Raw genomic sequence first — 11,880 nt, forward strand, 5'->3', positions numbered from 1 at the left:
ACGATTCGAGATGCCTAAAAAATTAGCGAATTGATGACGGAACTGGAACGGGCGGGATTTGTGAACCGAGGCGGCAAAGGTAGTCATCGGAATTACGAGCATCGAACGGGCGTTCGTGTGACGCTCTCCGGGCGATCTGGAGACGATGCTAAACGCTACCAGGAGAACGAGGTGAAAACCAAGATCCGGGAATCCGCGCAATGAAAGAAAGTGCGTATTACGTCAAACTCGTCGAGTGGTCTCAAGAAGATCAATGTTTTATTGGGCAATGTCCCGAAATCATTGGTCCCTGCTGCCATGGCGACGACGAAGAACAGGTTTATCACGAGCTTTGCCTGATTGTCGATGAATGGATCGCGATCATGAAGAAAGACGCAAAGCCCCTGTCTCCGATGACCTCCGGTATCAACTTGAGTCGACTGATCCTAGAGCGGATCGGCGATACGGATCATGCCGCGCGCCTTTGAATGATTGAGCGCGAAACGCCGGCGCAGCACTGACCAAGGAACTTGATTCATGCTATTTCAAAACGACTCGACTCCACTCTACAGCGTCGAACTCTTCCCGCCCAAGACCGCCGAGGGGATGGACAAGCTCAAGCTGGAGATCGCTAAACTCAACGCGCTCGGCCCCGCCTATTTTTCGGTGACCTATGGCGCTGGCGGATCGACCCGCGAGGGCACCCTGGAGACCGTCTCCTGGCTGCGCGGCCTGGGGATCGAGACCGCGCCGCATCTCGCCTGCATCGGCTCCACCCGCGAGCAAGTGCGCGAGCTGCTGAACCACTATCGACAACAAGGCATCCGGCGGCTGGTGGCGCTGCGCGGCGATATGCCCTCCGGCATGGGCGCGGGCAATCAGGGCGATTTTCGCTATGCCAATGAGTTAGTGACCTTCGTCCGCGCCGAATTCGGCGACGCCTTCCACATCGAAGTGGCGGCCTATCCCGAATATCATCCCCAGTCGGGCAGTCCGGCGCGCGATCTGGAGAACTTCAAGCGCAAGGTCGAAGCGGGCGCCGATGGCGCCATCACCCAGTATTTTTATAGCGCCGATGCCTATTTCGCGTTTGTTGCAAGCTGCCGGAAGGCAGGGGTCGAGATCCCGATCATCCCCGGTATCATGCCCATCACCAACTACACCCAACTTGCCCGTTTTTCGGATACCTGCGGCGCCGAGATTCCGCGCTGGGTCCGTCGCCGGCTGGAAGGCTATGGTGACGATGTCGAAAGCATCCGCGCCTTCGGTCACGAGGTGGTGCTGACGCTGTGTCGTCATCTGATCGAAGGCGGCGCGCCGGGGCTGCATTTCTACACCATGAATCAGTCTGGTCCGACGACGCGTCTGTGGAATGATCTGGAACTCGCCATCGTGCATTGATTTCCGGACGCTATCCTGGAACGCGCAGAGTTTGCTCGATCTGCGCCGACAGGATGACGATGACGGCATTTCGTTCGCCGCCGATCTCGCCGCCAGCGTCTTGACCCCAGATCGCGAACCTTGCGACGGACATCCTTCGCCAGGCGCTCGACTGCGCAACGAAGGCGGATGACACCACCCGGCAGCAGGAATGCTTGATGCGTGACCAACGCACGGCGTTGCGTTGCCCCTAATTGAAGGATTCGACCATGCCGGAGCTTGATTTCAAGGGCAAGGAATTCGTCTACAACCATCATCTGGCCATCCCGCACCGCCCGCTGATCCCGCGCCCGGACAAGTCCATCGGCGAACCGCGACTCGACGGCAACCTGATCGTTCACGGCGACAATCTGCATGCCCTGAAAGCGCTGTTGCCCCTGTATGCCGGGCGGGTGGATTGCATCTTCATCGACCCCCCATACAACACCGGCAACGAAGGTTGGAGCTACAACGACAACGTCAACAGCCCGATGCTGCGCGAGTGGCTCGACAGCAATCCGGTCGGCATCGAGGACGGGCTACGCCATGACAAATGGCTGTGCATGATGTGGCCACGGCTGCGGTTGCTGCATGAGCTGCTGTCGGAGTCGGGGAGTTTCTGGATGACGCTCGACGATAACGAAATTCATCGGGCGCGGATGATGTTAGATGAGATTTTTGGGGAATCGCATTGCATTGGCCAGCTCAGGGCAATCGCATCAACGCATTAGCGCATACTGTTAGACAATCCGTACTGCGGCCCCAATGATTTGAGTCTTTAGAATCTTGGGGAGATCTCGCCGATGTGCGACTTGAGTGTGGAGCGATCGATTGCGCACCATTTTGCCCCGCTGGACGAGCCGCGCAGCGCGATCCAACGACGGCACCTCTTAAGTGAGATGATCGTGATCACCATCGCGGCGTCCTTCAGTGGCGCCGACGGTTGGGTGGGTGTCGAGACGTTCGGACAGGCCAAGGAGGCGTGGCTGCGCACGTTTCTGAAACTGCCCGCGGGCATTCCGTCGCACGACACCTTCGGGCGGGTGTTTGCGCTCATCGATCCCGCACAGTTTGCCGCCTGCTTTCGCCAATGGAGCGCGTCGGTGGCCGAACTGATCCCCGAAGAGATCATTGCCGTCGATGGCAAGACCCTGCGCCGCTCCCACAGCCGCGGCAAGGGCTTGGCGGCGTTGCACCTGGTCAGTGCCTGGGCGACGGCCAATCGGGTGGTGCTCGGACAGGTCGCCACCGACGCCAAATCCAATGAGATCACGGCCATTCCACGTCTGCTGGAGTGGCTGAAGCTGGAGGGCTGCATCGTCACCATCGACGCCATGGGCTGCCAGACCAAGATTGCCGCGCAGATCATCCACCAGGGAGGGGACTATGTGCTCGCGCTCAAAGGCAACCAGGAAACGCTGGCCGCCGAGGTCGAGGAGGCGTTCATCGACGCCGACGCCAGAGGCTACGCCGGTGTCGATTCGGCATTCCTCGAAACCGTCGAGCGAGGGCATGGTCGTCTCGAAACCCGTCGCTACCAAACCTTGGGCGATCTTTCCGGCGTGCCGCACAGCGCCTCGTGGGAGGCAATGAACATGATCGGCATGGTTGAATCGCGCCGTGAGGTCGCCGGCAAGGTCTCGGTCGAGACCCGCTATTTCATTGGCAGCATCGGCACCAGCGCCGCGCGCTTTGCCCACGCAGTACGCGGTCACTGGGGCATCGAAAACGGGTTGCATTGGAATCTCGATATCGCCTTTCGTGAGGATGAGTGCCGTGTCCGCGATCCGGTGGCGCGCGAGAATCTTGCCGTCCTGCGTCACCTCGCCCTCTCGCGCCTCAAGAATGACGGCACCAAGCTCGGCATCCAGAACAAACGCTTGAAAGCCGGTTGGGACGAGTCCTACCTGTCGAAATTGCTCTTCGAGTCGCCTCAGAGGAAGGGCGACGCTGATACATCGGTACCCGCTAATGTTAGCAGCGCTTGATGCGATTGCCCTGTTGGCCAGCTTGCTTGGCAAAAGCGCACATCGCGAGAGAATAGAGCAACCTTGTCGCCAAGCATCGATCACTTATTGCTTTATTCAAAATGCCAACCGGATTCTTGGAGGTTGTTAAGAAATCTGCTGGCGGACATTGATTCGGATGAATCCGGCGATGCCATCGACGAATCGGATTCGCGCGCCAAAGGCACCATACCGTTTTCTGCACAAGGGTTTCGCAAGAACCAAGTTTATCCGATCATCACACCAACGGGGCTGACTCTTAAGCCGCCAAAAGGGCGTTGCTGGGGCGCAACGGAACCTGAGTTTCTTAAACTAAAAGAGCAAGGAAGAATCTATTGGCCGAAGAACGGAAATGGCCGTCCGCGCATTATTCCATTGGATGGAGAAAAGCAGGGATTGGTCCCTAATACGTTATGGCTTGCAAATGAAGTCGGCGATACTGAAGGCTCTAAAAAGCTATTAATGCAGATATTTTCGGAGCGTGACGAGCTAGGCATTCACGCTCCAAAACCGCATGAACTTGTGGAAAGAATTGTTCAGATCTCAACAAACCCTCAATCCGTCATTCTTGACAGCTTCGCCGGTTCCGCCACCACCGCCCATGCTGTCCTAGCCGCCAACGCCAGAGACGACGGCAGCCGCCGCTTCATCCTGATCGAATGCGAGGACTACGCCGACACCCTGACCGCCGAGCGCGTGCGCCGGGTCATCGACGGCTATGCCTTCAGCGGCAACCAGCGCGAGGAACTGCACCGCGAAAAACTCACCTTCACCAGCCTGAAAAAGGCCGACAAACTGCTGGACCATGTCGAGTCCATCAAGACCCTGGAAGGCCATCGCTTCGACCGGATCAAATCCGAGATCAAGGACGGCGAACTCATCGTGACCGGCGAGAAGGCGATCACCGAACGGGTCGCGGGACTGGGCGGCGGTTTCACCTTCTGCACCCTGGGCGAGGCCGTGGACATGGACCGGATGCTCACTGGCGAATCGCTGCCGGCCTTCGAGCAACTGGGCGCGCTGCTGTTCCACACCGCCACCAATGAGATCGCCCCCAGCCCGCTGCCGACCGAGGAAGTGGCGGGCTGCGGCTATCTCGGTGCATCGACTCACGATCATGTCTGGCTGATCTACCGCCCTGACCTGGAATTCCTCAAATCCCGCGAGGCGGCCCTGACCCTGTCGCGCGCCGAGGCCCTGGTGAACGCCAAGCCGGACAAGCCGCATCGGGTCTTCGCCCCGGCCAAGTTCGTCTCGCAAAAGCTGCTGAATGACTCCGGCCTGCCGGTCGAGTTCGCGCCGCTGCCGTTTGCGTTGTATCGAATCGCGTGAAGAGGTCGTTGACCATGAAATTCTCAGTCACCGTGGGCAGAGACGAAGACGGTATCTGGATTGTGGAATGCCCGTCAATTCCTGGGTGCGTGAGTCAGGGAATGACAAAAAACGAGGCATTATCAAACATCGAGGAAGCCATCCAGTTATGCCAAGAGGTTCGCGCGGAAATAGGCGCAGGCGTTCGCCTGGGAAGTCTGGCGGGACGGGGGTACCGTATCCCAGACGATTTCAACGCGCCCTTGGATGACTTGAACGACAGGTAATCTCCCATGCCCATCATGAGTTTGAAGGCCCACTACGATGGACGGCACATCCTGCTGGATGAGCCTTTTCAATTGCCCACGAACGCTCAACTGATCGTCACAGTGCTGGAGCCTGAGGTATTGGAGGAGCGAGACGCCTGGGCCGATCTGGCCGCTAGCGGATTAACCAGGACCTATGGCGACGACGAGCCGGAATACACCATCGATGATCTGAAGCCATGATTCGCGAGGGCGACATGGTTTTGGTTCCCCTACCGCAAGCCGATGGACGACTGAAGAATCGACCGGCCATCGCCTTGCGCCGGATGCCTCCCTTCGGAGACTGGTTGCTGTGTGGAGTCAATTGAATGCCTCTGCGCGATCTTGACTACCAGGCACGGGTGCTGACCCTGTTCGACGCCTATCTGACCGAGCTGTCGGTACAGAAGGCGAAGGCGGATAAGATCAGCGCCGCCAATGCTGGAGAGACCGACCCGGATCTGCTGCGGGAGGTGCCCGATTTCCCCGCCAAGACCTGGAGTGCGCTCAAGACGGCAGGCCAGCTTCCGCCCTCGCGCGTTGCCATTCCCTACTCGCCGCGCCTGGATGGCATCGGTCGGCCGACGCCCAATGCCGTGTTCAAGGTGCCCACCGGTGGCGGCAAGACCTATCTGGCGGTCGCCGCGCTGTCGCGTCTCTTCGGGCGCTATCTGAGCCGGAACACCGGCTTTGTGCTGTGGATCGTGCCCAACGAGGCGATCTACAGCCAGACCAAGCGCCAATTGACCGACCGCCAGCACCCCTATCGGCAGATGCTCGACCGCGCGGCGGCGGGACGGGTGCGGATTCTGGAAAAGGGCGATCCGCTCGACGCCCGCGATGTCGAATCGCATCTGTGCGTCATGCTGCTGATGCTGCCATCGGCCAACCGGCAGAGCTGCGAATCCTTGCGGATGTTTCGCGATCGCGGCGATGTACGAGGTTTTTTCCCGCGCGACGATCAGCAGACCCACGCCGTTGAGTTGGAGCGAATCCCCAATCTCGACATTTACGATTTGGCGAGTTCGACTTTTCAAAGACCGCAAATCAAGGATTCGCTGGGGAACGCCCTGCGCCTGATCCGCCCGGTGGTGGTCATGGACGAGGGCCACAAGGCGATTTCGGAACTGGCCTTCGCGACCCTCTACGGCTTCAACCCCTGTTTCGTGCTGGAACTGACCGCGACCCCGAAGGACGTGGCGGCGCGAGGCGGCGCGAGCCCGCGATCGGCCCGCCATGCCAATATTTTGGTCGAGGTGGCGGGCACCGAACTGGACCGCGAGGGCATGATCAAGATGCCCTTGAATCTCGATCCCCGCCAGGGGACCGACTGGCGCAATACCCTGAGCGCGGCGCTCGACTGCCTGAATCGGCTGCACACCGAGGCGCGGCGACTGCACGGCGAACGCGGTCGCTACATTCGTCCGATTCTGTTGGTCCAGGTGGAGCGCACCGGTCGTGATCAACGCGACGGCGTCCATATTCATGCGCTCGACGCCCGAGACTGGTTGCTCACGGCGGGACTGGACGCGGCCGAAATCGCCATCAAGACGGCCGATACCAACGAACTGGCGAACCCCGAGAATCAGGACTTGCTCTCACCGGCCAACCGGGTGCGGGTCATCATCACCAAGCAGGCGCTCCAAGAGGGTTGGGATTGCCCTTTCGCCTACGTGCTCTGCGCCCTCGCGGCCAGCCAGAATCGAACGGCCCTGACCCAACTGGTCGGGCGCATCCTGCGCCAGCCGCAGGCCGACAAGACGGGGATCCCACTGCTCGACGAAAGCTATGTGATCACCCACCATGCCACGACGGCGGACGTGGTGGAGGCCATCAAGACCGGGCTGGAAGAAGACGGGCTGGGCGATCTGGTGAAAGAGCTTCGGATCGGCGGCGACAGCGGCGGGTGCGACGGCGGCGCTCGATCCATTCCCCGGCGCGCGGTCTTCGCCACGACCGAAATCTATTTGCCCCAGGTGCTCGCGGTTAACGGCGGCAGGATTCGACCGCTCGATTATGAGCAGGATATCCTGTTCCATCTGGACTGGTCGGCGCTCGATCCCGCGCCGCTGATCGCGCAAATTCCTGACAACGCGCAAAGCGCCGAACAGCAGATGCGCCGCTTCCGGCTGGCCGATGTGGGCGAGGAACGCATCCTTGACGAGATCAGCGGTCACAGCGTGGAGATGCTGCGTTTCGATCCCGCCTATACGGTGCGGATGGTGTCCGATCTGGTGCCGAATGCCTGGATTGCCCGCGCGATCGTCGGGCGCCTGCTGGTGGGGTTGACGGCGCGCGGCTTCGCTGCCAAGAAGCTGGGCGCTTTGGGCGGGCTGATCGTCGAGCAATTGCGTCACTGGCTGGACGGCGAACGCGACCGCATGGCCGAGGCGGTATTCCGAGCGGCGGTTGCCGAGGGGCGGATTCAGTTCCGGCTGCGCACCGACGATCATAACTGGCGGATGCCGTTCCAGGCCGACACCTACGAGCCGGAGGGCGCCGAACAACTGATCGGGAAGGCTGGTGGACCACTGACGAAAAGCCTGTTCGCGCCGCTCTACAAGGGCGATTTTTCCAGTCAGGACGAGCGCAACATCGCGGTCTATCTCGACAGCGAGGCCACCCTGACCTGGTGGCATCGCAACGTCGCGCGTCAGCAGTACGGGATTCAGGGCTGGCGGCGGGGTAGAATTTATCCCGATTTCATTTTTGCCCTGCAACGCGCTCAGGAGACAAACCGGGTGGCGGTGCTGGAAATGAAAGGCCCGCAGTTGGCCGGCAACCTGGATACCGAATACAAACGGGCCGTGCTGCGGCTGATGTCCGATCACTATGCCGTTGAGCAGGCGCCGCGCGTGGGCGAGTTCGAGCTGGTCGATCCCGGCGGGACTGTCGTACATTGCGACCTGGTGTTGATGCCGGACTGGAAGATTCGATTACCCAATGAATTCTTTGGGGAATGAGCGACCGACAGAGCAAACCCGCGCATTGGCGGCGATGGCCATACCGAACGAAAACAGGATAGACGCTTTATGCTGCTGATGATCGACAATTACGATTCCTTCACCTACAACCTGGTGCAGTATTTCGGCGAACTGGGCGCCGAGGTGCGGGTGGTGCGCAACGACGAGCTTTCGGTCGAGCAGGTGGCGGCCTTGCAGCCGGAACGCATCGTGATCTCGCCTGGCCCCTGCACGCCGAACGAGGCCGGCATCTCGGTGCCGCTGATTCGGGCGATGGCGGGCCGGGTGCCGATGTTGGGCGTCTGTCTCGGTCATCAGTCGATCGGACAAGCCTTCGGCGGCCAGATCGTCAAGGCACCAGCGGTGATGCATGGCAAGACCTCGCCAATGCATCACACGGATCGGGGCGTGTTCCACGGGCTGGCCAATCCGTTCGAGGCGACTCGCTATCACTCGCTCGTCATCGATCAATCGACCCTGCCGGATTGTCTCGACGTTACCGCCTGGACCGAGACCGAGGATGGTGTCCGCGACGCCATCATGGGTGTGCGTCACCGCGAATTGCCCATTCAGGGCGTGCAGTTCCATCCCGAGTCGATCCTGACCCAGCAGGGTCATGACCTGCTGCGCAACTTCATCGAGGGTCGCGACGAATGAATATCAAGGACGCCATCGCCTGCTGTCTCGAACGGCATGATCTCGGCGAAGAGGAAATGACCGCCGTGATGCGCGCCATCATGACCGGCGGCGCGACATCCGCCCAGATCGCGGGCTTTCTGGTGGCGCTGCGCATGAAGGGCGAGACGGTGACCGAAATCGCCGCGGCGGCATCGGTGATGCGCGAGCTGGCGACCGGCGTGGAGCTTGGCGGGCTGGAACAGACTGTCGACATCGTCGGCACCGGAGGGGATGCTTCGGGCACCTTCAACGTCTCGACCACCAGTATGTTCGTGGCGGCGGCGGCGGGTTGTCATGTCGCCAAGCATGGCAACCGCTCGGTTTCCAGCAAATCCGGGGCCGCCGATGTCCTGGAGGCGGCCGGCGTGAATCTGACGCTGACGCCCGATCAGGTCGCGCGCTGCGTGCGCGAGGTCGGTGTCGGTTTCATGTTCGCGCCCGGCCATCACGGCGCGATGAAGCACGCGATCGGGCCGCGCCGCGAGTTGGGCGCGCGCACCATCTTCAATATTCTTGGACCCTTGACCAACCCGGCCGGCGTGCCCAATCAGGTGCTGGGCGTTTTCAGTCCGACCCTGCTGGAGCCATTGGCGCAGGTTCTGCAACGGCTGGGCAGCCGGCATGTGCTGGTGGTCCATGCCCGCGATGGCTTGGACGAGATCAGCATCGCCGATACCACGGACGTGGCCGAGCTGAAGGACGGCGCGATTCACCGCTACGGCATCCGGCCCGAGGATTTCGGACTCGTCCGCGCCGATCTTGAGACGATCCGTGTCAATGATCCCCTGGAGAGTCTCGCCATGCTGCGCGGGGTTCTGGCCAACCAGCCGGGTCCGGCGCGCGACATCGTCCAGCTCAATGCCGGGGCGGCCATTTACGCGGCGGGTCGCGCCGAGACTCTGGCGGAGGGCATGGCGCTGGCGGATGCCGCGCTTGCAAGCGGCGAGGCCGCGCGGCGGCTGGAGCGATTGATCGTGCTGACCGCGAGTTTTGCATGCCCCGTCGTCACTCTGGACGCGGTTTAGGAGGACAAGCGCATGGCCGACACACCCGACATCCTGAAAAAGATCGTCCATCGGAAGGCGGAAGAGGTGCGTGCGCGTTCCGAACGCCTGCCGCTGTCCGAACTTATCGCGCTGGCTGGCGACGAACCGGCGCGCGGTTTCGCCGACGCGCTGCACGCGAAGATCGCCGCCGGTCAGCCGGCGGTGATCGCCGAGATCAAAAAGGCCAGCCCGAGCAAGGGCCTGCTGCGCGCGGATTTTCGGCCCGCCGAGATCGCGGTCAGTTATGCCCACGGCGGCGCGGCCTGTCTCTCGGTGCTGACCGATATCGATTTCTTCCAGGGCAGCGATGCGTATCTGAAGGAGGCGCGCGCGGCCTGCGCGTTGCCGGCGATTCGCAAGGATTTCATCATCGACCCCTATCAGGTCCACGAGGCCCGCGCGATGGGCGCCGACTGTATCCTGCTGATCGCGGCCTGTCTCGACGACGCGAGTCTGCGCGACTTGAACGCGCTCGCGCAGGCGCTCGGCATGGATGTGCTGGTCGAGGTGCATGACGCGCTGGAACTGGAACGCGCGCTGGCGGTACCCGGACGCCTGATCGGCGTCAACAATCGGAATCTGCGGACCTTCGAGGTAAGCCTGGAGACAACCATCGATCTGCTCGGGCCCATCCCCGCCGATCGGCTGCTGGTCACCGAGAGCGGCATTTTGAGCCGCGACGATGTCGCGCGCATGCGCGCGCAAGGGGTGAATGCCTTTCTGGTCGGCGAAGCCTTCATGCGGGCCGAGGATCCGGGCGCCGAGTTGGCGCGGCTGTTTTTCACTCCCGCCGGATAGATCGCGTGTCGCCGGTCCGCCCTAGCGCGTTCCGAAGACCACGATCGTCTTGCCCTTGACGCTCACCAATCCTTGTTCCTCCAGGGCTTTGATGACCCGCCCGGCCATCTCGCGCGAACAGCCGACGATGCGTCCGAGTTCCTGGCGGGTCACGCGAATCTGCATGCCGTCCGGATGGGTCATGGCGTCGGGTTGTTTGCAGAGATCGAGCAGGGTTCCGGCGATACGTCCCGTGACATCGAGAAACGCGAGATGACCGACCTTGCGGCTGGTCGTGCGCAGCCGTTGCGAGAGTTGCAGGCCGATACTGTAGAGGAACTCCTTGGCGACATCCTTGAGCTCGTCGCTCAGTAAGCGATCAAGACGTTGATAGGTAATTTCGGCGACCTTGCATTTCGTGCGGGTGCGAATGATCACGCTCCGGGTATTCTGCGGAACGAACAAGCCCATCTCGCCGATGAATTCGCCCTTGTTGATGTAGGCCAGCAATAATTCGCGACGTTCTTCCTCGTCGTCGATCATGGCCGCGACCGAACCCTCGATGAGGTAGTACAGGGTTTCCGCCGCCTGTCCCTGACGGATGAAATCGACATTTTTCTCGTAGGTTTTGGTGTGGCATTGCGCCAGAAATGGCTCCAGCCAGCGAGGGGGTTCCTGCAGCGGTTTCAGTATGCTCATAGAGTGGTCTGTTCAAGGGCTGGGGTTGCTTCCGATTCTAGGCATGCCGACGAGCCTTGTCGAACTATGCTAGCCTCCCGACACTGAAAAACCGGAGTCTTTCAAGGTCCGGCCGGCGGACCGAATGCATCGATTAGGGGGGAGTATGAAGGCGCGGGTGAAGTGGATCGAGGGTGTCGCCATGTTGGGCGAGTCGGGTTCGGGGCACGGCATTGTCATGGATGGGGCGCCCGAATCGGGCGGACGCAATCTCGGCGCCAGACCCATGGAAATGCTGCTCATCGGCATGGGCGGCTGTACTCAGTTCGATGTCCTGACGATCCTGCGCAAGGCGCGCCAGGCGGTGACCGACTGCGTGGTGGAACTGGAGGCGGAGCGTTCCGCGACAGACCCGAAAGTCTTTACGAACATTCACGCGCATTTCATCGTGACCGGCCGCGACCTGGACCCCAGGCGGGTCGAAAAGGCCATTGGTTTAAGCGCGGAAAAATACTGCTCGGCATCCATCATGCTTGGCGCCACGGCAACCATTACCCATGACTTCGAGATCCGCGACGCCTGAGCCACGAACCGCGAGAGCGCCAGACAACTGGCGGTCGATCGCTATCAACGCCTCGTTTGCCAACAAAATAGTCCGCCGACATGCGATATTCACTTGCATCGACCGATCCTGATCGGTAGTTTGCGCGATCCCATT

The 11,880-nt window shown here is 61.1% G+C and carries 13 protein-coding genes and 1 pseudogene; 13 read left to right on the top strand and 1 reads right to left on the bottom strand.

Annotated features, from left to right (window positions below; genetic code table 11):
* The first annotated feature begins 33 nt into the window (after window positions 1-33).
* The 12 genes and pseudogenes from THIVI_RS23955 to trpC all read left to right on the top strand — a co-directional run bounded on the left by THIVI_RS23955 (window position 34) and on the right by trpC (window position 10,505).
* Complete coding sequence (locus tag THIVI_RS23955) at window positions 34-204, top strand: type II toxin-antitoxin system HicA family toxin (RefSeq protein WP_083845776.1); 171 nt, start codon at window positions 34-36, stop codon at window positions 202-204.
* The gene (locus THIVI_RS17355; RefSeq protein ID WP_014779840.1) at window positions 201-467 is read left to right on the top strand and encodes a pilus biosynthesis protein HicB; all 267 of its coding nucleotides are present in this window, start codon (window positions 201-203) and stop codon (window positions 465-467) included. Before THIVI_RS23955 ends, THIVI_RS17355 begins: the two co-directional genes overlap by 4 nt.
* A 49-nt stretch (window positions 468-516) precedes the next feature.
* Complete coding sequence (gene metF, locus THIVI_RS17360; protein ID WP_014779841.1) at window positions 517-1,380, top strand: methylenetetrahydrofolate reductase [NAD(P)H]; 864 nt, start codon at window positions 517-519, stop codon at window positions 1,378-1,380.
* A 248-nt stretch (window positions 1,381-1,628) separates the two neighbouring features.
* The gene (locus THIVI_RS17365) at window positions 1,629-2,129 is read left to right on the top strand and encodes a DNA methyltransferase (RefSeq protein WP_041447071.1); all 501 of its coding nucleotides are present in this window, start codon (window positions 1,629-1,631) and stop codon (window positions 2,127-2,129) included.
* 72 nt (window positions 2,130-2,201) lie between these two features.
* Window positions 2,202-3,386, top strand: a complete 1,185-nt coding sequence (locus THIVI_RS17370) for an ISAs1 family transposase (protein ID WP_014776993.1) — start codon at window positions 2,202-2,204, stop codon at window positions 3,384-3,386.
* Window positions 3,387-3,425: 39 nt separating this feature from the next.
* Window positions 3,426-4,736, top strand: a pseudogene (locus tag THIVI_RS23960) (DNA methyltransferase); the annotation flags it as partial.
* A 14-nt stretch (window positions 4,737-4,750) separates the two neighbouring features.
* Window positions 4,751-5,002 carry a type II toxin-antitoxin system HicB family antitoxin gene (locus THIVI_RS24845; RefSeq protein ID WP_014779842.1) on the top strand — a complete coding sequence of 84 codons (252 nt, stop codon included), beginning with the start codon at window positions 4,751-4,753 and terminating at the stop codon, window positions 5,000-5,002.
* Between the two features lie 6 nt (window positions 5,003-5,008).
* Window positions 5,009-5,224: a hypothetical protein gene (locus THIVI_RS17385; protein WP_014779843.1), complete on the top strand. Its 216-nt coding sequence runs from the start codon at window positions 5,009-5,011 to the stop codon at window positions 5,222-5,224.
* Window positions 5,225-5,349: 125 nt separating this feature from the next.
* On the top strand, window positions 5,350-7,983 hold the full coding sequence (locus THIVI_RS17395; protein ID WP_014779845.1) for a DEAD/DEAH box helicase: 2,634 nt from the start codon (window positions 5,350-5,352) through the stop codon (window positions 7,981-7,983).
* A 69-nt stretch (window positions 7,984-8,052) separates the two neighbouring features.
* Window positions 8,053-8,640 (top strand): anthranilate synthase component II, encoded by a 588-nt coding sequence (locus THIVI_RS17400; RefSeq protein WP_014779846.1) that lies wholly within the window; start codon window positions 8,053-8,055, stop codon window positions 8,638-8,640.
* The gene (gene trpD / locus THIVI_RS17405) at window positions 8,637-9,686 is read left to right on the top strand and encodes an anthranilate phosphoribosyltransferase (RefSeq protein WP_014779847.1); all 1,050 of its coding nucleotides are present in this window, start codon (window positions 8,637-8,639) and stop codon (window positions 9,684-9,686) included. The genes THIVI_RS17400 and trpD overlap by 4 nt, the downstream gene beginning before the upstream one ends.
* Before the next feature lie 12 nt (window positions 9,687-9,698).
* Entirely contained in the window at window positions 9,699-10,505 is an 807-nt protein-coding gene (gene trpC / locus THIVI_RS17410; protein ID WP_014779848.1) for an indole-3-glycerol phosphate synthase TrpC, read from the top strand.
* Window positions 10,506-10,526: 21 nt separating this feature from the next.
* Here the strand turns inward: trpC and crp are convergent, their stop codons facing one another.
* Complete coding sequence (crp, locus tag THIVI_RS17415; RefSeq protein WP_014779849.1) at window positions 10,527-11,183, bottom strand: cAMP-activated global transcriptional regulator CRP; 657 nt, start codon at window positions 11,181-11,183, stop codon at window positions 10,527-10,529.
* 145 nt (window positions 11,184-11,328) lie between these two features.
* On the opposite strand from crp, the gene THIVI_RS17420 reads away from it, so the two are divergent.
* On the top strand, window positions 11,329-11,745 hold the full coding sequence (locus THIVI_RS17420; RefSeq protein ID WP_014779850.1) for an OsmC family protein: 417 nt from the start codon (window positions 11,329-11,331) through the stop codon (window positions 11,743-11,745).
* Window positions 11,746-11,880 lie beyond the last annotated feature (135 nt).

The sequence above is a fragment of the Thiocystis violascens DSM 198 genome (assembly GCF_000227745.2).
Taxonomy (GTDB): domain Bacteria; phylum Pseudomonadota; class Gammaproteobacteria; order Chromatiales; family Chromatiaceae; genus Chromatium; species Chromatium violascens.

Coding starts and splice junctions, on each gene's coding strand:
- crp (WP_014779849.1), bottom strand. CDS start 11,183: ATGAGCATACTGAAACCGCTGCAGGAACCCCCTCGCTGGCTGGAGCCA.
- THIVI_RS17365 (WP_041447071.1), top strand. CDS start 1,629: ATGCCGGAGCTTGATTTCAAGGGCAAGGAATTCGTCTACAACCATCAT.
- THIVI_RS17355 (WP_014779840.1), top strand. CDS start 201: ATGAAAGAAAGTGCGTATTACGTCAAACTCGTCGAGTGGTCTCAAGAA.
- THIVI_RS17420 (WP_014779850.1), top strand. CDS start 11,329: ATGAAGGCGCGGGTGAAGTGGATCGAGGGTGTCGCCATGTTGGGCGAG.
- metF (WP_014779841.1), top strand. CDS start 517: ATGCTATTTCAAAACGACTCGACTCCACTCTACAGCGTCGAACTCTTC.
- trpC (WP_014779848.1), top strand. CDS start 9,699: ATGGCCGACACACCCGACATCCTGAAAAAGATCGTCCATCGGAAGGCG.
- THIVI_RS17395 (WP_014779845.1), top strand. CDS start 5,350: ATGCCTCTGCGCGATCTTGACTACCAGGCACGGGTGCTGACCCTGTTC.
- THIVI_RS17400 (WP_014779846.1), top strand. CDS start 8,053: ATGCTGCTGATGATCGACAATTACGATTCCTTCACCTACAACCTGGTG.
- THIVI_RS17370 (WP_014776993.1), top strand. CDS start 2,202: ATGTGCGACTTGAGTGTGGAGCGATCGATTGCGCACCATTTTGCCCCG.
- THIVI_RS24845 (WP_014779842.1), top strand. CDS start 4,751: ATGAAATTCTCAGTCACCGTGGGCAGAGACGAAGACGGTATCTGGATT.
- trpD (WP_014779847.1), top strand. CDS start 8,637: ATGAATATCAAGGACGCCATCGCCTGCTGTCTCGAACGGCATGATCTC.
- THIVI_RS23955 (WP_083845776.1), top strand. CDS start 34: ATGACGGAACTGGAACGGGCGGGATTTGTGAACCGAGGCGGCAAAGGT.
- THIVI_RS17385 (WP_014779843.1), top strand. CDS start 5,009: ATGCCCATCATGAGTTTGAAGGCCCACTACGATGGACGGCACATCCTG.